Raw genomic sequence first — 23,077 nt, forward strand, 5'->3', positions numbered from 1 at the left:
TTAAGCCGGAAACCGGCTAAAATAATCCCGGATAGATTTTATCAACCCCTCGATGGTATACTCACCTGCCACCACGTCAACGTTAACGCCAAGGTCGCGGGCAGTAGCAGCGGTTATAGGTCCGATGCAAGCCACTGTGATCCCTTCGAGGAGGTCGCTCAGGTTCGGGGCGTCCAGCATTTTCACAAAGTTTTGGACAGTTGAGGAACTGGTAAAGGTTATTACCTGGATTTCTTTCCTTTGCAGCATGGCCGTAATCAGACTACTGTCGTCACTTCCGGTGCGTGTCCGGTAAGCCGTAACCTCTGTTACCACCGCTCCCATGGCAGTCAGCGCCTCCGGCAGCACCCTGCGGGCTATTTCAGCCCGCGGCAGCAACACCCTGTCTCCAGCCACAACTTTGTCCTGCAGTTCTCTCACAATCTCTTCGGCACGGTATTCACCGGGTACTGTCTCCACCAGAAGTCCGTAGTTTTCAAGGGCCTCACTGGTTTTAGGCCCGATGGCACATAATCTCGCACGGTGCAGCCTGCGGACATCCTGGCGGTGATGGCGCAACCGTCTAAAAAACGATGCCACACCGTTAACGCTGGTGAATATTATCCAGTTAAAAGACTCTATTTCTTGAATAGCCATGTCCATTTTAGCATAATCGTCCGGTTCTGCAATACTGATGGTGGGATACTCCACCGGCTCTCCCCCCAGGGCGTGGATTGCCTCCGAGAGCCTGCTGGCTTGCTCTCTGGCCCTGGTCACCAGCACCCTTTTACCGAAAAAGGGCTTGTTTTCAAACCAGTTGAGCTTTTCCCGCATTGACACAACCTCACCCACAACAATAACAGCGGGATTTTTAAAACCTGTCTGAATAGCTTTGGCGCTGATGTCTCCCAGCGTTCCCACCAGGGTCTGCTGCTCCGGTGTGGTCCCCCACCGGATCAACGCTGCCGGTGTCTGAGCCGGTTTGCCGTACGCAAGCAGGCGTCCGGTAATGTTGGGCAGGTTGGACATACCCATCAAGAATACCAGGGTACCGCCCGAAGTCGCCAGCTTGTCCCAGGCAATGCTGCTGTCATCCTTGACCGGGTCTTCATTCCCGGTAATAATGGAAAGGGTTGAGGCGAGCTCCCGGTGTGTCACCGGAATGCCTGCGTAGGCCGGAACCGCTACAGCGGAAGTAACCCCCGGAACTATTTCAAAGGGAACACCTGCTTCAACCAGAGCCTCCGCTTCCTCACCACCCCGGCCGAATACGAAGGGGTCACCACCTTTAAGCCTGGTCACAACTTTGCCTTCCAGGGCTTTTTCCACCAACAGACGGTTTATTTCTTCCTGTTTTAAGGTGTGGCGGTCTGGAGATTTTCCGGCATAAATAAGTTCGGCCCCAGACCGGGCAAAAGCCAGGAGCCTGCGGCCGGCAAGCCGGTCATACATGATTACGTCAGCTTTCCGGATCGCTTCAAGTCCCTTGACCGTAATTAATTCAGGATCGCCCGGACCTGCCCCTACCAGGTAAACCAAGCCTTTATTCATAAATCCTTTTCTCCTGTCTCATTTCCTGTAAAATATCCCCGGCGCCCATCTCCAAAAGCTTCTCCGCCAGTCTTTCACCGAGTTTCTCAGCTTCCCCCATGCCTCCTGCCATAGAGGAACGCACCACTTGTTTGCCGTCAAGGCGGGCCACCAGTCCCTCCAGCATTAGACGGGAGTTGTCAACTGTACCCAGGGCGCCTACCGGGACCTGGCATCCCCCCTCCAGTTTTTTGAGGAGCGCCCTTTCGGCCTGAATAGCGCAACGGGATTCAGTGTGGTCTATCCTCGAAACCAACCTTAATACTTCTTCACTGTCTCTACGTACCTCCACCCCAATCGAACCCTGACCAACAGCAGGCAGGCAAATATCGAAAGGGATCATCTGTGTAATCCTGTTCTCCCACCCCATGCGTTTAACGCCGGCATAAGCCAGTACAGTAGCGTCAAGCCCGTCTTCATCGAGCTTGCGCAGGCGGGTATTGATATTGCCGCGCAAATCCACCATCTTGAGGTCGGACCTGTAGCCGAGCAGTTGGGCGCAACGCCTGAGGCTGCTGGTGCCGATCAAGGCGCCCCGGGGTAACGCATCCAGGCTTTTCCCGTACTTTGTAATCAGTACGTCACCAGGGTATTCACGGCAACAAACGGCCCCTACGCACAAGCCCTCCGGCAATTCGGTAGGCAGGTCTTTCATGCTGTGGACAGCCAGGTCAATATCCCCACGCAGCATGGCCAACTCCAATTCCTTGGTAAAAATCCCCTTGTCTCCTATTTTAGCAAGAGCTACATCCAGGATGTTGTCACCCTGGGTGCGCATCCCCACGATGCGAAAATGATATGCTGGGTTGGCTTCTTTCAGGTTCTCTACAACCCAATTGGCCTGCCACAAGGCCAGCCTGCTTTCTCTGGTGCCTACCACAATTTCACGTCGCATACCCGGCCTCCTATCCAAACAAATGAAAAAATTAATCAGCATTTTCTGGCATTTATTCTGCTGCAGCAAGGTAAAAAAGCGCTGATTTCCGTATTAAGGTCCAGGATAATCCTCTTTAATTAAAACAAATTTTCCTTGGGGTGGGAAGCCGTCTTTTTCTTGGGCTTCTGTCCCGCGACTTCCAGATCAAAGAGGTTTTGCAGGATCTCGGTATACAAGTGCCCCTCTGTGGTGAGGGCGTAACTTTTAAGCTTGGATACCGGCAGGTGCAGGACCTGATTGACAATGGAGTTTGCCAGGGAACCAACAACCTTCCGGTCATGCTCGGAAAGGTCGCCCAGCCTGTTCAGCGCCCGCTTCAGCTCCTTTTGTTTTATCTTTTCACCCCACTGTTTCAGGGCTGTAATGGTGGGCACCACAAACTGCATGCCCAGCCACCGCATAAATTCGTCCAGTTCCTCTTCGATGATACCTTCCGCTATAACGGCTGCTTTTTTACGCTGTTCCAGGTTCTGGCCAACAATATTTTTCAAATCATCTATGTCATAAAGGGTTATACCCTCAATATTACCAACTTCTGTCTCAATATCCCGCGGCACCGCGATGTCGATCATAACAATCCGGCGGCCATTCCTTCTTTCCATTACCCTGCACATTTCTGCGGCCCTCACCACGCAGTGGGCGGCCGCGGTGCAGCTGATCACAATGTCTGCTTCCTCCATGTACCGGTACATCTCGTTAAATTTGACGGCCTTACCGTCAAGCTGCGTAGCCAGGGATTCCGCGCGTTCAAAAGAACGGTTGGAGACAATGACGCTGGTAACACCATTTGCGACCAAATGCTTGGCGGTCAGCTCGCTGATCTTGCCGGCGCCCACCAGCAGCACGGTGCGGCTGTCAAGGCTGCACAGGTGTGTCCTGGCCAACTCCACGGCGGCGTAGCCCGTCGAAACGGCGTTCTGATCAATCCCAGTCTCTGTACGTACCCGCTTGCCAATCGTAATTGCCTGCTGGAAAAGCATGTTCAGGACACGGTTGGTGGTCCCATACTCAACTGCCTGCTGGTATGCCGTTCTCACCTGCCCTAAAATTTGGGTTTCCCCCAGCAGCATCGAATCCAGGCCGGCCGCAACACGGAAAATATGGCGAATAGTATCGTAGAGGGTATGGCAGTAAGTGAAGTTTTTGATCTGGGAAATATCTGCGCCCGAAGAGCGGGAGAGAAAATCCCAAATGGCATTGAGCCCTTCGTCCATTTCCATGGTGGCGGCATAAATCTCGGTCCTGTTACAGGTCGAAAGGATGGCGCAACCTTGAATGACAGGATAAGATTTGAGCTGTAACAGCGCACCCTCAAGTGTTTCTCCTGAAAAAGACAGCTTTTCACGTACCTCCACAGGCGCCGTCCTGTGGTTAAGACCGACCACTGCGATAAGCACTGCGCAACCTCTCCTTTACCCTCTCTATGCAGCCCTCTTTAAGAAGGCTGAGGACTTCACTGTCAACCATATTTTCCAATATCGCTCTCTTTAAATCCCGATCGGCAACATTTCGGATGACCTCCTGACGTAAATCTCCCAGCAACTCAAGAAACTCCCCAAAGGGAGCGCCATAGGTTTTTTCCAGGTCTTCGCGAATTTTACGGGCCAGCATGGGGCTCTTGCCGTCCGTGGAAACAGCAATACTAAGATCTCCCCGCCTGACCACCGCGGGTACAAAAAAATTACCTTTGGCCTGGTCATCAACAATGTTCACTATCAAATTGCGAACTGCGCAATCGTCAGCAACCTGCCGGTTGACCTCCTCCCGGTTGGCAGCGCCGATCACCAGGAAAACGCCGGCCAAGTCGGATACCCTGTAATAACCCTGTCTGTAAACAAGCTTGTCTTCCTCTGCCAGCTTCGCGAGGCCGGGTGTTATGGAAGGACTGACTACAACAACGTGAGCGCCGCATTCAAGCAAGGAGTGGACTTTGCGCTCGGCTACTTGCCCGCCGCCCACAACCAGACAAGTCTTGCCGGTTAAATTCAGTGAGATAAAGTAACGTCTTGACAATCATATCCACCTTATGTCTGTATTAGTATTTTCTTGCTCCAACAAAATCCGCCGCAAGGCTTAAGGTCAACCTGGTGGGTATGTCAGGAAGCTCTTTTAAAGCCTGCTTGGCCCTGTTGATATATTTCCCAACCAGTTCAAAAGAACGCTCTATAGCCCCACTATTGGTGATGATGCTTATGGCTTCCTGCATCTCATCCTCGTCTTTTTCAGGTTTTGCTACCAGTTCTCTGAGCCGGTCCTTTTGCCTGGCAGAGTCCAGGGCATAAATAACCGGGAGGGTGATTATCCCCTGGCGCAGGTCACTGCCGATTGGTTTGCCCAATTCCTGCTGGTCGGCAACCATGTCCAGGATATCGTCGGTAATCTGAAAAGCCATCCCCACCCCATGTCCGTACCGATACAGCGGGTAGTAGACGCTTTTGGGGGCGCCGCAGGCTACGGCTCCCAGTTGAGCGCTGGCCGCAATAAGCATGGCCGTCTTGCGGTTAATACGGTATAGGTAATCCCTAAAGCTCTGTTTGACGTCAAAGGAGGCTGCTATCTGCTGGATCTCGCCCTCACCCATATTGACACTGGTGCTGGCCAGGACGATGGAAATAAGAGGTGCATATTCATAACGGGCGATCAAGATGAGAGACTTGGCAAAAAGGTAGGAACCTATATGGGTGGAGATACTGTTGCCCCACATGGCCTTGACCGTGGGCTTGCCCCTGCGGGTTAGCGACGCGTCCACCACATCGTCATGTACAAGTGTAGCCATATGGATCAGTTCCAAGGCAGTAGCCAGCGGCAGGATCCTCTGCGGGTTAAAGTTGTAAAATTTTGCCCCGAAGAGGCAGAGCGCAGGTCTTAGTCTTTTACCTCCCGCATTGAGGAGATGCGTGGAGGTCTCGGTTAGGAGCGGGTTTGGCGTTTTCACCACGACACTCAACTCTTTTTCCACCATCTGCAGTTCTGTTGCGATGTCTTCAAAAAACTCCAACATCCTTACCGCTTCCTCTGCCTTTTAAATGAAAAAAAGAATATTTAATAAAAAATTATAAATATTATGCAAATTGTTTCCAGAAATAATTATTCGCGGTAAGCATTTAAATTCCTTCCTGTTAATTGGGAAAAGTTTGTTTATTTAGTTCTTCCATCCAACCTCTAAAAGTAAGTATAATTATTATACATAAAGTTTGTCCCGAAACAAAGGATTCCAGATCTCCTTTGGGAGAGCGCGATTCAACAATTTATCAAAAGGCAGACCTTTCCTGGAAGCAAATCTTAACAGAAGTGTTTCCATGGGGCATATAACATACTCGGTTACACTCCAAAAGTTAAGCTTGCTGAATGAAAGCAAGCTTCCACTGTACTGTAGAAATGGCAAAGTTATACAATTATAACTTGTATTGATTTAGTTAAGCTGGGAGAAATCCATTATTGGATAAATTTGTATAGGTATACACCTCAATCCGTCAACGTGGCTCCCTAAATATGTCCCGAAGCTCCATCCTGTACAACCCACCGGAGAATCTAAAAAGTAAACCGGATGTGAAGGAAAAAGGCTGCAGTTCAACTTGGATTATAGGTTTTAAGGCTTCTTTCTTGATTTTTATAAGATTTTATTATACAATGTAGCCCAGTCTACAATTATTGTAAATACCAAGTTATTTTTTCGGGGGTGGATGGCGCCTGGTGGTGCTCCTGGTCTTCAAAACCAGTCGTTGGGCTGATGAGGTCCATGGTGAGTTCGATTCTCACACACTCCCGCCAAAGTAATAGCAAAGCCTCCTGGGAGCGAAGGCTTTTTGTATGTGAATTAACTGAAATCAGGGGTTAAGCATTTTGATTGAGAAGTGGATAAAAAAAAAGGTAGGAGCAATTTCCTGCCTTAATAACATGTATTATACTTATTAACTATTTCCAACCTTTAGCCACGAATGCAAACTGGGTTACACCGTATTTATCTACATATTGCCGCACTTCATAATCCCTATCCGGGTCAAGGTAGAAATAATGGTTCACACCATTGGCGTCAACATAGAAATACCTTTCAGCGTTCCTATTGTTATTCCATATGTGGCGCCAGCTAATTTTTTTATTATTCCAGCTCTGGTAATACCTGTCAAGTATTTTGTTAATATTTATTGTTACTTCCCGATCTGAACCAGAATGGTTCCAGCTATAACCTTGGTAACCATTAGATATACTCCCAACTTGACTATTACCATAGAAAACAAAAGTATCTGACTGACCGGCAAACGCTGCGGACGACAGTGTTAGCAAAAAGGTCAATGTCAAGACAATCAAGAAGATTTTTCGCATTTAACGCACCTCTCCCCATATATCATAGTAGTTTTGCAGCCATAATTAATATAATTCAATTAGTAACCCAGAGCAACACGCAAGTTTTGGGTAAAACAAAAACGTATCCCTGTTTTAGGCTATGGTATCCAATAGTTTATTATTTGACCAAATATGAAACGTCTTAACTGGAAAAAAATCCGGGTGTTTTTAACCCGGATCTTAAGATGTACATAATTCAGCAGGGGCATGGGGTTGGTTGTAAAACCAGTCTTTTTTTACTATTATATATAATATATAAGAAAATAAATCCTTTAGGAGGAAAGTACATGCTTGACCCTGTAGCCTTTCAGATAGGTCCGTTTACCATCTATTGGTACGGAATTATTATTACCTTCGCTTTTATCCTGGGGACGATCCTGGCGTACTATCATGCCACAAAGACAGATATTGACCCGGAACATATCCTTAATATGCTGATCCTGATTATCCCCGCGTCAATTATCGGAGCCCGATTGTTTCAAGTGTTTTCACTCTGGGATGATTACAGGTCGAACCCACTTGAGATTTTTGCCACCTGGCATGGTGGACTGGCCATCCACGGCGGGCTGATAGGCGGTTTTCTAGTAGGGTATTATTATGTAAGGAAACACCGGTTGGACTTCTGGAAGCTGGCTGACATCTTTGCGCCAAGCATCATCCTGGGGCAAGCTATCGGCCGCTGGGGAAACTTTATCAACCAGGAAGCGTACGGAAGCGCTGTTACCCGTGCGTACATCAGCCACTTTCCGGATTTTATCCAGCGACAGATGTTTATCGGCGGTCAGTACCACCACCCGGCTTTCTTGTACGAATCAGTCTGGGACCTGCTGGTATTTATTGTTTTAATGGTTTACCACCGGCGACAACACTTCAAGGGACAAATCATGCTGTTATATCTCATCCTTTATTCGGCCGGACGCTTTTTCATTGAAGGTCTTCGTTTGGACAGCCTGATGTGGGGTCCGTTCCGGTCAGCCCAATTTCTTAGCGTACTGATTATTATTGCCTGCGCAGTCATTTACCTGCGCCGGTTAAAAAAAGGAGATTCACATAAATCACCAGAGCCCTGAACCATATAATAACAATAATCGCATTTTTCTACTTTTGTCACACACTATCTCCACTATTCATAATATAAAAAAAATAGTCTTCAAGGAGGTAGTAAAATGTCCCTTTCTACTGGTGCTGGCGGCGGTGTCAGCGGAGGTTTTAGTTTCAACTTCAGCTTCTTTTTCTTCTTTTTCATCATCATCTGCGTTTTCTTCTTCATCGGGTTTATCTAGGATCCCTCAATACCGGCCTGGTTTTATAAAACCAGGCCGGTACTTTTTCAGGACATATAGTTAGTTACTTATCATCTTTTGGCAGGCCCCAGGAACTTGAGGACGGCAAGTTATCGGGTGGGGCTTCAGCAAGGGTCCGGCCGTCTGCAGGCCGGTCAAGGGGTGTGCTTACGGAGTTTGAACGAAGCAGCGGATAAAATAAATTATCATGACTAATGATACCGATCTCACAGTTGTAGGTAAGGCCTGGTTCGACGTCTGAAAAGTAAAAGCTCTTTTGGGACATATTGAACTCAGTCGTGTAAAAGGGACCGCGACCTTCAATATTTAACCGGATCTGAACCTTTTCTTTTTTCTCCAGCAAATCCTTCAGCCCCGGAGAAAGTTCCCAGTAGACGTAAAGTACCCTGGGACTCTGCACCAATAAAAACAGCGCGTTTTCGTGATAGTCCGGCGGCAGAGGAACGGGGATATGTTGATGATCCACCTTAGCCCCTCCTTCCTGTATACATCAATTTGACGCCGGACCATTATTATCCTGCTCGAAAACTGCGTATTCAATGGCTTGATAGCTAAAGATATTCAAAAAGGTCCTATCGTTTACTGGTCCAGGTATTGCACCGCGCTCAAAGCGGCAACCTGTCCCTCGCCCACCGCCTTGGCCAACTGGTACGGCTTCCCGGTGCAATCACCTGCTGCAAATACACCTTTAACATTGGTCTGAAATGAACGGTCCACATTGATATGGTTATCTGTGATAGTTAGTCCGGAGATAAGCTGGTCCGGCAAATAGGTTTCCCTGTAAATAAAAACCCCATTGACGGCAAGGGTGCGGTCACCGATTATAACCTCCGACACAAATTCTTTTCCGGTAATAGCTCCTACCTTTTGATTTTCAATAACCTCCACTACATCCTTCAGTCCTTGCGGCGCAAGCCCGCCACCGCTGATAAAATACACTTTACGGCAAATGCCGGCCAGATAATTGGCGTCTTCTATCCCTTCTTTAGTATAGGCCAGGACCGCCACCTGCTGGCCGGCAAACAAAGGCCCATCACAGGTCGCACAGTAGCTGACCCCCTTACCTATAAACTCACGCTCACCTTTAACCAGCTCCGATACTGTTACACCCGTAGCCATAATTACTGTTCGGGTATGATACTCTGATTGCCTGGTCTGCAGGGAAAAAATATCTCCCTCAATCCGGGTGACCGAGTCCACCTTTTCTTGTAAGACAGGTACATCCATTGAGCGGGCATGCCGCAGAAACTTATCACGCAAGGAGGGCCCATCGATCTCCGGGAACCCCAGGTAATTGCTGACCAATGGAGATTTCTGCAGCTTTGGGGTACAAAGCTCACCTCCCAGTAAAACGATGGATTTCCTCCTGATGCTGGCGTTGACGGCAGCGGAAAGACCTGCCGGGCCACAGCCTATAATGGCGACGTCATAGGTTTTTTTGTTCATGGCGGGCTCCTTTTTAGTTTAAGTATTCCCGCAGGCCGGGCTTATATTTATTTGTATTTTTGACACCAGGGTAAAAGAAATCATCTGCAAGCCCAGGGAATTTTAAAACCGGCGGTAACCGCCGGTTTTTTGTGGTCAAAATCATGTTTTGTTCTTATGGAATGACCTTTGATAAGGGATATTCAATGATGTCCTGCGCGCCGCCCCTTTTAAGCGCAGGGATCAGGTCGCGCACCTGTATTTCTTCTAAAATTGTTTCCACTGCAACCCAGTCGCTCTGGACCAGCTGTGAGATCGTGGGCTGTTTCATGGCGGGCAGCACTTCCAGAATATTAGCCAGTTTATCCCCCGGAACATTCATCTTGAGGCCTACCTTTGACCTGGCCCGTAGCGCCCCCTGCAGCAGTACGGACAAATTTTGCAGCTTTTCTTTTTTCCAGGGATCTTTCCACGCGTTCCGGTTGGCATGGAGTTTGGTTGTGGACTGCAGAACGGTGGCTATGATCCGCAGGTTGTTAGCCTTGATTGAACTGCCCGTTTCTGTAATATCGGCGATTGCATCCACCAGGTGAGGCACTTTTACCTCCGTCGCCCCGTAAGAGTACTCAACATAGGCGTCTACACCGTTTGACTTCAGGTATTTCTCAGTGACCCGGACCAGTTCAGTGGCGATTCTCTTGCCTTTAAGATCAGCAACAGTCTTTATGTCACTGTCGTTGGCCACAGCGATAACCAGCCGGATAGGATTGGAAGTGTTCTTGGCATAAATCAGGTCGGCAACCTCAACCACATCAGCCTCGTTTTCCATAATCCAGTCAAGGCCGCTCAAACCGGCGTCAAGTACCCCATCGTTGACATAGCGGGGAATTTCCTGCGCCCGCATCAGTACGACTTCCAATTCGGGGTCATTGATCGTTGGGAAATATGACCGGCTGCGAACTGTCAGTTCAAAACCGGCCTGTTTAAAAAGCTGAAAGGTAGCCTCCTGGAGGCTGCCTTTAGGTAGACCCAAACGCAACTTCAAAAAATACTCCTCCTCGGATTTTTACTGTTCATCTTGCTATATTGTAAAAGTATACCTATAGGCTACTGTAGTGTCAATACCATGAGGAGTTCACTACAAGTTAAAAGTATGATCACGGGATGGCCAAGTACCGGCCGACAAAAATCAGGTCGGGGTTTAGCCCGCTATTCAATTCAATGATAGCCTCCATTGTGGTATTGTAATTACGTGCTATGGAGGTCAGAGTGTCTCCGGGAACCACGGCATGTACGCTTTTGCCCCTGCCGGAAAGCAGCCACACCTGAAGCCACCCGTCCCGGGTACCCAGGCCCAGTAATCCTTCACTGCTTACTTCCAGATCATTTACAGAACGGCCCGCTTGCAACGCCCAATCCGGACTGGTGGATTGAACCGGCGCACTGAAACCGAATAAATAACCCTCCGGGGTACCGGCAACCAGCGTTTCAAAACCGTCTCCGACCAGCCTTCCGGCGGTCAAAGCCGGTACCGAGCTTCCCAAATTATCCGTAGTCAGTACAGTATTGAGCTCCTGGTTGACTTCAACAACCCTTACAAAACCGTCTTGACCACCCCAGGCCAGTTGTTCATCTAATCTTTCCCGCAAATTGCCTGCTGTTAAGGAAGCTACCCGGGCAGACAAATTCTCCTGAGCCGGGCCTTCGGCAAAACCCCGTTCGGTAAAAATCAGGGTAATGATACCGGAACTTCCGTCTGTACTGTAGGCTGCAGCTGTCAAGGGGAGCAGGTCCCCACTTCTCATAACAACTGCAACCTTTTGTGGGGCTCCGGGCAGCGCTCTGATGGCCAGAAGATCAAGTCGCACCTCGCCTGGAGCCTGACCGGTCTGCCTGTAAAAATAAAGAGCATTCCTGCCCTCCGCCGCTGCTATGACTTCCTCCCGGCCATCGTTGTCAATATCCGCAAGGGCTACATCCACATAGCGGGCGCCACTCTCGGGGGCAGTCTCCGCCAGCAACAGAAGGGTTCCCTCCCTGCTGCCGTACACCGCAACTCTGTCCTCCAGCCCTACCACAATATGATCAAGAGCAGGACCCGGCAGTCCTACAGCCAGGCTCAACACTTCAGTTCCAATATCCAGGGCTGCGCTAAGGCTATAACCATCCTCAGACGGACTAAACAAAAAAAGATTGGTTCCTGATGTTGCAACAAGATTCGTTCTTTCTCCAGTAATAACTCCCCAGTTAACCAGGACCGGGCCGTCCAACTCCCGGGACCACAATAATCTGGTTAGCGACAGAGGCATAACCTGACCACACCTTTACTTATTTTATTGTAAGTGTATGCTCCCACCTCCAATTTATATGAACACAGTCAGCGACAAACAAAGAAAAAAGCCCGTCTAAGGCTTTAAACCAAGCGGCGGGCTTCTGAATCTTTAATTGTAGGTTACATTCTCTAGAAAAAAGGAACTGCCTCAACCCTGGTATTACTGTTCTCTTTTTCTGTGACTACCTCAACCCTTCTCAAAACCAGGCGCCCTTTCTCAATGTTGATATAAACCTGATTTCCTGCCCCAATCCCGAGGGTTTTAAGTATTTGCCGCGGAATAGTAACCTGTCCGTTTGGAGTAAGACATGACAAGCTCCCCATAGTATCCTCCTCTTTGTGTATGTTAACCGCCGGCTAATTTAATTATAGAGCAACCCTCCAACCTTATCCAGGGTATTTTCTTGCAAGGTTTTGTCACTCTTCCCCGATCATGATATAAACAAAGAATGCTTTGAAAAATTTGTAGAATGAGGTAAGATAACAACATAAACATTTTACATAAGGGGTGTAATCGGTGGCTATCTCAAAAAAAATTGAATCTTCCCTAGCAGGCGCTTCCTTTATCCGCAAAATGTTTGAGGAAGGAGAACGGTTAAGAAAAATTCACGGTCCGGAAAAAGTTTATGACTTTTCTCTCGGCAACCCGAGTGGAGAACCTCCCAAAGCGATAAAAGAAAGGCTTAAGAAATTAGCCCTTGAGCCTGTACAAGGAATGCACCGCTACATGAGCAATGCCGGTTATGCCGACACGCGCCGGGCAGTCGCCGAGTTATTAACCGGACAAACCGGCCTTCCATTTACCGAGGACCACATAGTTATGACCTGCGGCGCCGGCGGGGCATTAAACGTGGCTCTTAAAACACTGCTGGATCCCGGTGATGAAGTAATTGTATTGGCCCCTTTCTTTATGGAGTATAAGTTTTATATTGATAACCATGGCGGAGTGTTACAGATAGCCCACACTGACGAGGACTTCATGCTGGACATGCACGCTATCGAGGAGGCAATCACTCCCAAGACAAAAGCTATCATCATCAACTCCCCCAACAATCCGACCGGGGTGGTTTACGATGCGTATTCCCTGGCTATGCTGGGCAACCTGCTAAAAGCCAAAGAGCAGGAAACGGGGCGGCAGATCTTTGTCATCTCCGATGAGCCCTATGCCAAGATAGTCTACGACAATATCACCGTTCCGAGTGTTTTTAAATACATCAAAAACAGTATAATAGTTACATCGCACAGCAAAGATTTGTCTCTACCGGGTGAGCGCATAGGCTACCTGGCCGCTTCCCCCAATATTGAAGAAATCGGGCTGTTTATAGAAGGGGCTATCTTCTGCAACCGTACCCTTGGTTTTGTTAACGCACCGGCACTGGCGCAGCGTCTGGTAACAGGACTGCAGGGGGAAAACGCAGACGTTGCTGAATACCAGGAGAAAAGAGATATCTTGTTCGATAATTTAACCGCAATGGGCTACCAGATGGTGAAACCGCATGGCGCCTTTTACCTTTTCCCCAAGTCGCCCCTGCCTGATGACGTGGAGTTTGTCAGGAAAGCGCAAGAGCACAACATCCTGGTAGTGCCGGGCAGCGGTTTTGCTAAACCGGGCTATTTCCGCATCTCCTACAGCGTTGACAAACAAATGATTCTGAATTCCCTCCCCGCGTTCAAAGCGCTGGCCGCGGAATTGGGGTTGAAAAATTCATAATAGCCCCCGCCAACAGTCCTGGAGCATGATTATTACTATGCTTGCCTGAAAACATTCAAGTATCTCCCAAGAGCAGCATTTCTTGGGGGATGCTTTTTGTAGGAAGCATATGTTTAAAACTATTTTTTCACGCCACACTTTCAAGGCTCGAAAAGCCATAAAAATTGCCTCTGCTGTTAATCAAATTAACTTTATTAAAAGCTGTTAAAAATTTTGCGGTCATAGAGCAGCCTGCTGGCATTCATAAAATCCCGATCCGCAAGTATCGTTTCCATGCGGTCAAAGCGGATTAACGACCCTTTTTCCATTACCATCAACCGGTCGGCAAAAGCAACCGATTCCAGGTTGTGCTCAACGGCAATAACAGTTTTCCCTATACCGCGCAATCTCTGCAAAACTGCTGCTACTTTCTTTTTGCCTGCGGAATCAAGCTGGGACAAAACCTCGTCCAGGATTAGCAACGGCGGGTCAAGGGCCAAAACCGCCGCCAGCGCCACCAGGTGTTTTTCACCGCCTGAAAGCTGGTAAGGGCTTGCTTCTCTTAAAGCAGCAATTCCCAGAAGCGCAATTACGGACTCCACCCTCTCCCGGATGCGGTCAGGCGGCAGACAAAGATTTTCAGGCGCAAAGGCAATTTCGTCTTCCACAGTCTGCGAAAAAAGCTGCGTATCAGGATTCTGGAATACCATGCCCACTTCAAGCGCCCGACCGGCTGGCCGCATTTCCTGGATATTCTTGCCGTTTACCGCTATTTTCCCGGTCATTACCCCGTCCCGGTTGTGGTGAATAGCCCCGCTGAGGCAAAAACATAATGTGCTTTTGCCGCAACCACTTAAGCCTGTCACCACCACGAACTCACCCCGCGGCACCTGGAAATCGACGCCTTTTAATACGAAAGGACCTCCCGGCCGGTATTGATAAGTCAGGTCCTGAACCGTCACAGCTTCCATAACTAAACTTACACCTCTTGCAGCAACTTATAAGCCCCAATCGAAACTATCGCACCCATTTCACCATCACATCAGCCCAATTAGCGTCAGCGTGACAGACAGGAAAAGCAACATCGACACATAATCGGCGCGACGCAAATCCAGCCGCCTGAGGTAAGTGCGCCGGGGATAAGCCCTGAAACCGCGGGCTTCCATGGCCACCGCCAGCTGCTGTGCTTTGAGCATGGCTCCAAAGACAATGGGGAAAAACAAGCGCCGGTACATTGCCGTCTTTTTTCCCCAGGGCACCTTCTTCAGTTCAACCCCCCGCAATTGAACCGCCGTCACCACATGAATCATTTCATCACGGAAAACCGGCAAAAAACGTATGGCGATGGCGACCATAAAGGCCAGTTCGTATGGGACTTTCCACTGAACCAGGCCCAAGATAAAGTCACGGGAACTAAATGTGGTAAACAGCATGGCGGCGGCAGTGACCACCATAATGCGCAAAACGACACTGGCCCCCGCCGACAGGCCCTGACTGGTTACCAGGGGTACCGGACCTGCTGCCAGCAACACCGCGCCGCCCGGTGAAAAGATGCTCTGGATCACAAAAAGAAAAAACATCAGGGACAAAAAAGGTTTGAGGTAGCCCCACACAGCGCCTGGATTAAAGCGGAAAAACAGCAGCAGCGCCATGGTCGCCGCCAGGAGCAGCAACAGCCTGCCGGGAGTATCGTATATCAAGGCCAGGCTGGAAAGACAAATCGCCATTACCATTTTAGTCCGGGGGTCAAGCTTCATAGGCAGCGTTTACCTTCCTCCCGCTATCCGATTGAATCCGGCCGTTTGCCAGGGTGACAACCCGTTCCGCCATTTTATCGACAAAGCGCTCATCGTGGCTGACCAGGATCATGCCTCTACCCAACCGGGCAACTTTCTTTAAATAATCTTCCAAGTTTTTTTTACGGCAGGCATCCAGGCCAATGGTGGGCTCGTCCAAAATTAGAAACTCGGGTTCATTGGCCAGTACGGCGGCTATCGCCAGCCTCTGTTTTTCGCCCTGGCTTAAATACAGGGGGAAAACGTCACGGTAGGCTGTCAGCTCAAAATAATCGAGGTAGAAAGCCACTTTCTCTTGCACGTCCGCAGGTTCACAACCCCGATTGGCCAGGCCGAAACCAACTTCTTCAGCCACGGTGCTGCAAAACAGCTGCAGGTCGGGGTTTTGAAAAACGTAGCCGATACGGCGCCCGATTTCCGCCAGAGAATATCCCGCTACGGGACGGCCCTCCAGGCGGACTTCCCCCTCAGTCGGCTGCAGAACCCCGATCAACAGCTTGGTCAGTGTGGTCTTGCCGCTGCCGTTCGGCCCGACTATCGCCGTTACCCCGTCTTTGTCCAGGCTCAGGTCAATGCCCGCTAATGCCGGTTTCATTTTCCGGGGATATGAAAAGACTACCCGGCTTAATTCCAAAAATGCCATTGACGCGCTCCTTGAAGCTTTAACGCTCATATCTTAGCCGTACGGCGGCCATAAAAGGCCAGACCGGGACATTCCAAAAAACGAAAGTCCCACCGGGATGGTATTCGGGATGGTATGAATAAGTCAGGCCTTGAAGGTACGTTCATATGGAAAACTAAGCGATATCATCTTTGCTTGTCTTCCAGTCCCGCCTTTGGAATTTCCATAGCTGCTGCAAAATTTTAAAAGCAACGAGTCCGCCCAGCCCGCCGGACAAGGCTGCGGCGCTCAGGCTTAAGACCAGAGGCGCCACAGGCAGGCGGAAATATACAAAGTTCACCATAATGGTGCCGGCGATATTGCACAACAGCCCCGCCAGAAAGGCACAGGGAAAACAGCAGACCCGGTGGCCAATCAGCAATAAACCCAGGTCGGCCAGAATACCGGGCATGGTGTAGGTCACCAGGCTCAGTACGCCGTGCGAGCCGACTATGCCGGTGGCCATCACCAGGATGGCCTGGACCAGGCCAATCAAGGTCATGGTACCCCGCTTACCGGTAATACCAAATCCCAAAACCAGCCATAGCATATAGAACCCGCCTGCCACGGCTCCCGAGGGGATAAAGAGCGGTCCGGTGATAATCTGGGCAAGGGGCACTATTATTGGTTTGGTGGCAATCCCCAGGGCAGACATCATGGCTATCACGATTAAATCATAGAGAGAAAATTTATCCAGAAACCTTTGCATTAGACTCACGTTCTACTTACACCCCCCCTCAAGCTACCCCGAAAATAGCTGTACAGCTGTTCAGCTCACAGAACGAATCCCAAAAATGCAGGTGCGAATTCATTGGCGCAGAAGTTACAGGAAGCAAGGGGACGGTTCTTTTGCTTCCCTGAAAATTGCTGACAGCTACTCAGCCCCCAGGGCGAATCCAAAAAGTTCATTCGCACAAATGTTACATTAGCTGCCCAAGTCCGGCGCTAACGCGGCCGTGTGCGATTGAAATCGCACCTGCATCGGCTGGTGTTTTCTCCATGCTACGCGGTGCTTGCCGGCTGCCCTGGACAACTGCCCTGGCAAATCGCATGACCCGCACTCCAATGTTATGCGGATTTACTTCCGCAATTGCATATCCGCTGCATAAAAAGCCAGCTTTACGATCCGGCAATTTCTTTTACTGCTTTTACTGCTTTATGAATATCCTCGACGGTATTGAAAAACCCCGTGCTGAACCTGATCGTGCCTTTGTTCTGCGTGCCTATGGTTTCATGCGCCAGGTAAGCGCACTGCAAACCGCTCCTGGCAGCGATATCGTATTTCTCATCCAATGCGCCGCACACTTCATGGCAGTCTTTTCCATCGATGGTGATGGAAATAACGCCGGTCCTGTGTTCGGTATCCTCAATTCCATACACCTTAACTTTATTAATTTCGCCAAGCCCCTCAAGCATATATCCGGTAAGCTGTCTTTCATGGTTTTGGATCTTATCGACGCCGGTTTTCAGTATGAATTTGACTCCTTCGTTTAATCCTGCAATACCTGGTGTGTTTAATGTCCCGCTCTCATACCGGTCAGGCAAAAAATCCGGCTGATCGGGACTTTCGGATAAACTCCCCGTACCGCCTTCCTTTAATGTATCCAGTGTTATTCCTGCCCGTACATATAAGCCCCCCGTACCCTGCGGGCCCAACAGCCCTTTATGGCCGGGAAAAGCAAGCAGGTCGATATTCATTCTTTCTACATTTATAGGGATGTTGCCGGCTGTCTGTGCGGCATCCACCATAAAAGCAATTTTATGTTCTTTCGCCAACCGGCCGAGAGACGCCAGATCATTCACCGTACCCGTGACATTGGACGCATGGGTGGCGATCAACAGCTTTGTATTGCGCCTGATATGTTCGGCAATATCTGCGCTGTCAATTTTCCCACCCGGACCCGTTTTCACAACAGAAACTTGCACACCTGCGGTTTCCAGCTTTTTAAGAGGGCGTATCACCGCATTATGCTCCATACTCGACAGGACCACGTGGTCGCCCGGTACCAGCAATCCTTTAACGGCCAGGTTGATGGCTTCGGTCGCATTGCTTGTAAAAGCAATCCGCAACGGGTCTGTGATACCGAACAGTTTGGCGAGATTCTCCCTGCATTCAAATATTTTCTCGCTGGCCCGTATGGCCATCCGATATCCGCTTCGCCCGGGATTGGCTCCGTATTCTTTGATACATCTGATCATCTCCCGGTAAACAGCAGCGGGTTTAGGCCATGAAGTAGCAGCGTTATCAAGGTATATCATGCCGAAGCACCTCATTGCTCACTCGATTTTGGTATATACCTTGTCTCCGTCGTCCTGTTTTTCCTCTCTGTAAATACCTTGTATGGCAACCCCTAATTCTTGTGCCGCATGCTTTACTATTGAGAGTTTGTCCTCATCAAAGCGGAGCGCAAAATTGCACCCCCCGGCAGCTATGCAGTGCGGAGCCCGGACCATGCCATAATATTCACTGTTTTTATTGAGCCGGTTTTTCATTTGGTTAACCTGACTTACTGAGGGAAAAACTGCCAGCGCATATATCATTGCCGATCCTCACAGTTATTTTTTTCCCTTACCTGCACGGCTGCAAACAATACGTACTCGTCGACCTCCAGCACCTCACTCGCTCCTGCGTAAATATGATCGTTGAGACGAATTTCTACTTCCCTGCTATTATCCGCAAGAAGGAGCTTCCACTGTCCCGGTGATGTATGAAGCTCTTCAAAAAACAAATTACCCCGTAAAACACTGCACCCGGTAGCGCCCTCAATGCCCTGCGCAAAAAAATGGCCGCCGGCTATTTCCGCCCTAACCGCTTCCCCACGGCCGATACCTAAAATTTGCATCGCTTTGGCGCCTGTCCTGAGCCCAAGAGTCAGCCCGGTGTTGACGGTATCCCAGTGAAAATGCCGCGAAGTGGTGATTAGCTCATGCCCCATACACCAATTTAACGGTGTTTCCGCCAAAGGGAAGGCATCATAATGGGGGATATAAATTTTTATATCCAGGACGGGAGTTCCATCGAGGGCGTCCAAACCCTTGACATAAAGACGGTTCCCTTCCCGCTTGAGAAGCTCAACTACACAAGAACCCATCGCTGAAGGGCGGGACGGCGACCGGGTGGAGTATACTCCCTGGCAAGCCGGTTCGCTGGCAAAGGGTAATGTTATTGGCGGTTCGTCTTGTTCCCATTCAATCAATCTTAGCCAATCTTCCCTGCGATGCTGATAATAAACCACATGAATATGAGAAAAGTATTCAATTCCAATCAGCGCATCGGTGAGATCTTCTCTCATGTAAACCATGCTTTCTTTATTGTAGTCAAAAGTACGGCTGCATTCTTTAAAATCGGAAACCACAACACCGACCGGCCTGATGGAAATCGGTTCTTTCGGCATAATGACCATATTACTCTTAGCCCCTCCTGTAGTTCATTCATACTGCTTCACGTGATCGGCATCGCGCTGGCGGCAAATAGCAACCTGCTAAAAACAACCCAAGCCGCAGCGCGTTATCCTGTAACCGGACTCATCGCATACACTGCCGACCAGAGATAAATCGACCCCCAGTGTCTCAGCCACTTGACGCGCCTGTCCGCACTCTATCTGTTGCTCCGTCTTTTGCTCCTCTAACACTTCCTTTATTTTTATCCTATTTTTTAAATAGGATAAAAATAAATCCCTCAAGTAATCTTTCAACCCGCCTGACAAGTATTGTCCGGCTTCTTCTATAAAAATGGGAACATCCGGACGGAGCCTTTTAGCTTCGGTCGTAAATCCCCTGCTCTCTTCACTTTCGGAACCGTATAAAACAATAACATCCGCCTTTCGTATCCATTCCAGTTTCTGCTCCCAGCCTGGCGCAGGCAAATACACATTAACAATTTGCACGGCCCAGGGGAAGTAGGTTATACCATCGCAACCAGTCAGTAAAAATTTCTCATACTTCCTTTCCCGGCCGGGAAAAAACATGGAGCGTACCGCTTTTTGCAGTCTATCGCCGCTCCCTTGAAGCTCCAATAAGGGTTCCGACATATCTGAAGATTTCAGTACACTCCTCAGCAGCTCCTCCTCCGGCTCCGGCTGACAAATCTGCAGCTGTTTTTCCGCTGAAACAGCACAAAGACTGAGCTTGACAGTTTGGAAACCGGAAAACGCTTTTAAAAACCCTGACTTAAAACTATTGTCAGGCGCAGCCCCTATGTTATTTAATGCCACCACCAACATGAGTAACCAGTCCACCTTTTAGATATATTGCCTCTCCTGCCGAATCTGCCGCCTCCGGTGATAACCACCAATGGTGGTATTGTCATATCCCCCCCCTTCTATTTCCAACAAAGCGGCAGCTGCGATAGCTTTTAAACACAAAAAAACATAAACCAAGATAACATGACGTAATCTTAAAACGACGTATTGCAGCCAAACGGCAACAATGAAAATACATAACAAAACACAGCTAAACACAAGTCAATGATAATTAATCATATAATTAAAGTCAATAACAATAGGCCTTAAAGACTAATTCTGACTGCAAAAATTGGGTGGATAATTGTTCATATAACGGGTCGTTGTCACGGACGCCCAGCGTCCGATAGGCCGATAGACTGGCTGAAGCCATAGCCGGGGAGCCGGCATGCCTATATTCTTTAGCGTGTCCCTGCCGCGATTCTGCCGCTTGCAACAAACCCGATCTGCCCGGCGGCGTCCCCTTCGTCTATGACAACGCTATCCTTGGTATACCTTCTCAGTACCGGCTGCAGCGCCGGATAGAGATCCAAAAGCTCCGTTTCTGAAAAACCAGCAAAGAGTGTGGATCTTTGCAAAAGCGCCAATCCGTTTGCTTTGTAAATTTTTTTGGAATTCATCACGGGGTTTCGCTCCATCCTTTTGATTCATCAGCGGGGCCGCTGCAGAGGACTCTCAAACACGGGTGTTTCCTTTTTTTAGAAGGGGGGGCGCTGGGGAAGCCCCCTGTGCCTCCTTTTTCCTACTGCAGCGCCGAACTCTTCGGCAATCCGCTGTGGCAGTTGACGGACGGGTTTTCCTGTATGATATGGCCTGAATGCATACCCTTCTGTGCGCCCGCAGGCTTTTACTCGAGAGCGTTGGCGATAACCGTGACGGCTTCGGCTCTGGTAGCTTTATTTTGGGGAGCAAAGGTACCGTCAGGATAACCCTGCATAATCTTGGCTTGCGCTGCCGCAGCCAGAGCGTCTTTAGACCAGGCGGAAGCCGCGTCGCCGTCGGTAAAGGTTATTTCTTCAGTTGCCGCTTCAATTTTAGCTGCTTTGACAATCATTACCGCCATTTGCTCACGGGTGATCAGATCATCCGGTCCGAAACTGTTCTCGCTGTAACCACTGACGATGCCGGCGGCATTGGCTGCGGCAATATGATCTTTCGCCCAGTGATTGGCAGTATCGTCAAACACCTTGCCTGAAGCAGCCGGCAGTTTGAAAGCTTTGACCAAAACAGTGGCAAATTCAGCACGGCTGATGCTGTTGTCGGGCCTGAATGATCCATCCGGATAACCGTTGATATAACCCTGCCCGCTCAATTTATTGATAACATCGCTGGCCCAGTAGGATGCCGGGACATCGGAAAACTGCGGCTGCTGCTCTAGCGGCTGCTGCTCTGCCGCACGCATTACCTCCTTGGTCAGCACCGCAAACTTGGTAAAGTGATCCACCGTAACCGTGATGGTATCGCCGGATATGTCACCGCCCAGGTTAACCCATTGGGCGGATATTTCATCGTAGTAATATATGGCTGGTATTTCCCCGTCTGCCAAGGAGTCCGGGTCATAGGTAAAAGTCAGAGTAACCGGTTTATTGAAACTATAGCTCGCATTACCTCCCACAGTAAACTCGAAGACGTTGCCCTGCAGCGAAAAACCCGCAGGTATTGCCGGGGGACTGTTCACCTTCCTAATCGTAACGGTCACATTGGCCGTACCGTTTAATGCATCGGAAGGAATCTCGATTGAAACGTCGCTGCCGAGGCTGATTTTTCCGCCAAGGCCGGGCGCTACGCTGGCTGAGCCGGTCGTGGTGTCAACCGCTTGCGGCGAAGAAGTGGGACCACCGCTGCTGCCGGGTCCCGATTCAGTTTTAGTTTTGGCTGTCGCGCTTGGTCCGGTAGTGCTCCAATTGCCGTCAGCATCGCCCGCCTCAACCCTGAAGGTGTACTGGGTACCCGCGCTCAGGCCGCTGGCCGTGCAGGTAAGCGTGCCGGAATTTACGGTCTTGTACAGGGCGCTGTCTATGAAAACCGTGTAGCCAGTTACAGCCACATTATCCGTAGCGGGCGTCCAGGTCAAGGTCAGGCTGGTCTGCCCGATTTCGGAAGGCGTGAGCGCGCTGCCGGACGGCCATACGGGCGGTGTGTTGTCGGCAACGTTGCCACCGCCGCCGATCGTCAGTTCTTTGGTGTCCACATTCTCACCATACCCGGCAACGACAATCAGGGTAGAGCCGCTAAAATCCGGGGGCACTTTAAAGGTGCAACTGTAGTTGCCGTTTACGTCAGATTTTACGGGGTCTAATACTATGACGCTTTTGGCACCGTCAAGTACTTTTATGGCAACCCACGTATCCGGATCGGCTATACCCGAAGCAGTCACTGAATCCCCTGGATTGGCTGTGTTGCTGCTGAGGGTCAAAGTTACGTTGACGGCAAACGCCAAAGAAGGAACCAGCAAGGCCGCCAGCAAAGCCAGAATTAAAATCATCGGGATTTTCCTGGACATTGTTATGTTCATCCTCTCTCTTGGTAATGGAAACAATTCTAATTTGATCCAGCTGAAGCTTCACTGAAAGCCGTGGGGTAGAGTCCTGCAGGGTAGTTTACGCATCAACTGCAAAGCCTGCCCGTTCAGGTAATGCTGCCGGTCCGTTCATACCTTTACGATCAACCCACCATAACCGCGTAAGGTAGATGGCGGGTTGATTCGTGCAGGTGTTAAAGAACAGACTTTCTACATTGGTACCACACACATTGGACTTTCACCCAACATCAACATTG

At 49.6% G+C, this 23,077-nt stretch carries 23 protein-coding genes and 1 tRNA gene; 3 read left to right on the forward strand and 21 right to left on the reverse strand.

Features of this window, described 5'->3' with window-relative positions:
- The 5 genes from cobA to Psch_RS02820 all read right to left on the reverse strand — a co-directional run bounded on the left by cobA (nucleotide 1) and on the right by Psch_RS02820 (nucleotide 5,507).
- The gene (gene cobA, locus Psch_RS02800; protein WP_190239048.1) at nucleotides 1–1,530 is read right to left on the reverse strand and encodes a uroporphyrinogen-III C-methyltransferase; all 1,530 of its coding nucleotides are present in this window, start codon (nucleotides 1,528–1,530) and stop codon (nucleotides 1–3) included.
- Entirely contained in the window at nucleotides 1,523–2,464 is a 942-nt protein-coding gene (gene hemC, locus Psch_RS02805; protein ID WP_190239049.1) for a hydroxymethylbilane synthase, read from the reverse strand. The genes cobA and hemC overlap by 8 nt, the downstream gene beginning before the upstream one ends.
- 119 nt (nucleotides 2,465–2,583) lie before the next feature.
- Nucleotides 2,584–3,903, reverse strand: coding sequence for a glutamyl-tRNA reductase (hemA, locus tag Psch_RS02810; protein WP_134217329.1), 1,320 nt, complete (start codon nucleotides 3,901–3,903; stop codon nucleotides 2,584–2,586).
- The gene (locus Psch_RS02815) at nucleotides 3,878–4,519 is read right to left on the reverse strand and encodes a precorrin-2 dehydrogenase/sirohydrochlorin ferrochelatase family protein (RefSeq protein WP_190239050.1); all 642 of its coding nucleotides are present in this window, start codon (nucleotides 4,517–4,519) and stop codon (nucleotides 3,878–3,880) included. Before Psch_RS02815 ends, hemA begins: the two co-directional genes overlap by 26 nt.
- Before the next feature lie 22 nt (nucleotides 4,520–4,541).
- Complete coding sequence (locus Psch_RS02820; protein ID WP_190239051.1) at nucleotides 4,542–5,507, reverse strand: polyprenyl synthetase family protein; 966 nt, start codon at nucleotides 5,505–5,507, stop codon at nucleotides 4,542–4,544.
- A gap of 674 nt (nucleotides 5,508–6,181) precedes the next feature.
- Here Psch_RS02820 and Psch_RS02825 point away from each other — a divergent pair.
- A tRNA-Sec gene (locus Psch_RS02825) sits at nucleotides 6,182–6,277 on the forward strand.
- A 144-nt stretch (nucleotides 6,278–6,421) separates the two neighbouring features.
- On the opposite strand, the gene Psch_RS02830 is transcribed toward Psch_RS02825, so the two are convergent.
- Nucleotides 6,422–6,829 carry a hypothetical protein gene (locus Psch_RS02830; RefSeq protein WP_190239052.1) on the reverse strand — a complete coding sequence of 136 codons (408 nt, stop codon included), beginning with the start codon at nucleotides 6,827–6,829 and terminating at the stop codon, nucleotides 6,422–6,424.
- A 308-nt stretch (nucleotides 6,830–7,137) separates the two neighbouring features.
- On the opposite strand from Psch_RS02830, the gene lgt reads away from it, so the two are divergent.
- Nucleotides 7,138–7,920 carry a prolipoprotein diacylglyceryl transferase gene (gene lgt, locus Psch_RS02835; protein WP_190239053.1) on the forward strand — a complete coding sequence of 261 codons (783 nt, stop codon included), beginning with the start codon at nucleotides 7,138–7,140 and terminating at the stop codon, nucleotides 7,918–7,920.
- A gap of 277 nt (nucleotides 7,921–8,197) precedes the next feature.
- On the opposite strand, the gene Psch_RS02840 is transcribed toward lgt, so the two are convergent.
- The 5 genes from Psch_RS02840 to Psch_RS02860 all read right to left on the reverse strand — a co-directional run bounded on the left by Psch_RS02840 (nucleotide 8,198) and on the right by Psch_RS02860 (nucleotide 12,235).
- On the reverse strand, nucleotides 8,198–8,620 hold the full coding sequence (locus Psch_RS02840) for a DUF4912 domain-containing protein (protein ID WP_190239054.1): 423 nt from the start codon (nucleotides 8,618–8,620) through the stop codon (nucleotides 8,198–8,200).
- A 113-nt stretch (nucleotides 8,621–8,733) separates the two neighbouring features.
- Nucleotides 8,734–9,600, reverse strand: a complete 867-nt coding sequence (locus Psch_RS02845) for an NAD(P)/FAD-dependent oxidoreductase (protein WP_190239055.1) — start codon at nucleotides 9,598–9,600, stop codon at nucleotides 8,734–8,736.
- 154 nt (nucleotides 9,601–9,754) lie between these two features.
- Nucleotides 9,755–10,624, reverse strand: a complete 870-nt coding sequence (gene hisG / locus Psch_RS02850; RefSeq protein ID WP_134217337.1) for an ATP phosphoribosyltransferase — start codon at nucleotides 10,622–10,624, stop codon at nucleotides 9,755–9,757.
- Between the two features lie 112 nt (nucleotides 10,625–10,736).
- Nucleotides 10,737–11,888, reverse strand: coding sequence for a LysM peptidoglycan-binding domain-containing protein (locus Psch_RS02855; protein WP_190239056.1), 1,152 nt, complete (start codon nucleotides 11,886–11,888; stop codon nucleotides 10,737–10,739).
- Between the two features lie 152 nt (nucleotides 11,889–12,040).
- Complete coding sequence (locus Psch_RS02860) at nucleotides 12,041–12,235, reverse strand: AbrB/MazE/SpoVT family DNA-binding domain-containing protein (protein ID WP_190239057.1); 195 nt, start codon at nucleotides 12,233–12,235, stop codon at nucleotides 12,041–12,043.
- 193 nt (nucleotides 12,236–12,428) lie between these two features.
- Here Psch_RS02860 and Psch_RS02865 point away from each other — a divergent pair, with 193 nt between their 5' ends.
- A complete protein-coding gene (locus Psch_RS02865) occupies nucleotides 12,429–13,622 on the forward strand; it encodes a pyridoxal phosphate-dependent aminotransferase (RefSeq protein ID WP_190239058.1) in 1,194 nt (397 codons plus the stop codon).
- Nucleotides 13,623–13,816: 194 nt separating this feature from the next.
- On the opposite strand, the gene Psch_RS02870 is transcribed toward Psch_RS02865, so the two are convergent.
- From Psch_RS02870 to Psch_RS02915, 10 genes are all read right to left on the reverse strand, one after another.
- Nucleotides 13,817–14,572, reverse strand: coding sequence for an energy-coupling factor ABC transporter ATP-binding protein (locus Psch_RS02870; RefSeq protein ID WP_190239059.1), 756 nt, complete (start codon nucleotides 14,570–14,572; stop codon nucleotides 13,817–13,819).
- Nucleotides 14,573–14,638: 66 nt separating this feature from the next.
- Nucleotides 14,639–15,358 carry an energy-coupling factor transporter transmembrane component T family protein gene (locus Psch_RS02875; protein WP_190239060.1) on the reverse strand — a complete coding sequence of 240 codons (720 nt, stop codon included), beginning with the start codon at nucleotides 15,356–15,358 and terminating at the stop codon, nucleotides 14,639–14,641.
- Nucleotides 15,348–16,040 carry an energy-coupling factor ABC transporter ATP-binding protein gene (locus tag Psch_RS02880; protein WP_190239061.1) on the reverse strand — a complete coding sequence of 231 codons (693 nt, stop codon included), beginning with the start codon at nucleotides 16,038–16,040 and terminating at the stop codon, nucleotides 15,348–15,350. The genes Psch_RS02875 and Psch_RS02880 overlap by 11 nt, the downstream gene beginning before the upstream one ends.
- 154 nt (nucleotides 16,041–16,194) lie before the next feature.
- The gene (locus tag Psch_RS02885) at nucleotides 16,195–16,767 is read right to left on the reverse strand and encodes an ECF transporter S component (RefSeq protein ID WP_243124021.1); all 573 of its coding nucleotides are present in this window, start codon (nucleotides 16,765–16,767) and stop codon (nucleotides 16,195–16,197) included.
- A 410-nt stretch (nucleotides 16,768–17,177) separates the two neighbouring features.
- Nucleotides 17,178–18,317: an aminotransferase class V-fold PLP-dependent enzyme gene (locus Psch_RS02890; RefSeq protein ID WP_190239063.1), complete on the reverse strand. Its 1,140-nt coding sequence runs from the start codon at nucleotides 18,315–18,317 to the stop codon at nucleotides 17,178–17,180.
- Nucleotides 18,318–18,335: 18 nt separating this feature from the next.
- Nucleotides 18,336–18,599 carry a putative Se/S carrier-like protein gene (locus Psch_RS02895; RefSeq protein WP_134217346.1) on the reverse strand — a complete coding sequence of 88 codons (264 nt, stop codon included), beginning with the start codon at nucleotides 18,597–18,599 and terminating at the stop codon, nucleotides 18,336–18,338.
- The gene (tsaA, locus tag Psch_RS02900; RefSeq protein ID WP_206663713.1) at nucleotides 18,596–19,462 is read right to left on the reverse strand and encodes a tRNA (N6-threonylcarbamoyladenosine(37)-N6)-methyltransferase TrmO; all 867 of its coding nucleotides are present in this window, start codon (nucleotides 19,460–19,462) and stop codon (nucleotides 18,596–18,598) included. Before tsaA ends, Psch_RS02895 begins: the two co-directional genes overlap by 4 nt.
- Before the next feature lie 78 nt (nucleotides 19,463–19,540).
- Nucleotides 19,541–20,281 (reverse strand): hypothetical protein, encoded by a 741-nt coding sequence (locus tag Psch_RS02905; protein WP_190240305.1) that lies wholly within the window; start codon nucleotides 20,279–20,281, stop codon nucleotides 19,541–19,543.
- A 419-nt stretch (nucleotides 20,282–20,700) separates the two neighbouring features.
- The gene (locus Psch_RS02910) at nucleotides 20,701–20,919 is read right to left on the reverse strand and encodes a cyclic nucleotide-binding domain-containing protein (RefSeq protein ID WP_190239064.1); all 219 of its coding nucleotides are present in this window, start codon (nucleotides 20,917–20,919) and stop codon (nucleotides 20,701–20,703) included.
- A gap of 227 nt (nucleotides 20,920–21,146) precedes the next feature.
- The gene (locus Psch_RS02915; protein WP_190239065.1) at nucleotides 21,147–22,802 is read right to left on the reverse strand and encodes an S-layer homology domain-containing protein; all 1,656 of its coding nucleotides are present in this window, start codon (nucleotides 22,800–22,802) and stop codon (nucleotides 21,147–21,149) included.
- Between the last annotated feature and the right edge of the window lie 275 nt (nucleotides 22,803–23,077).

The organism is Pelotomaculum schinkii (assembly GCF_004369205.1).
Classification (GTDB): domain Bacteria; phylum Bacillota; class Desulfotomaculia; order Desulfotomaculales; family Pelotomaculaceae; genus Pelotomaculum_C; species Pelotomaculum_C schinkii.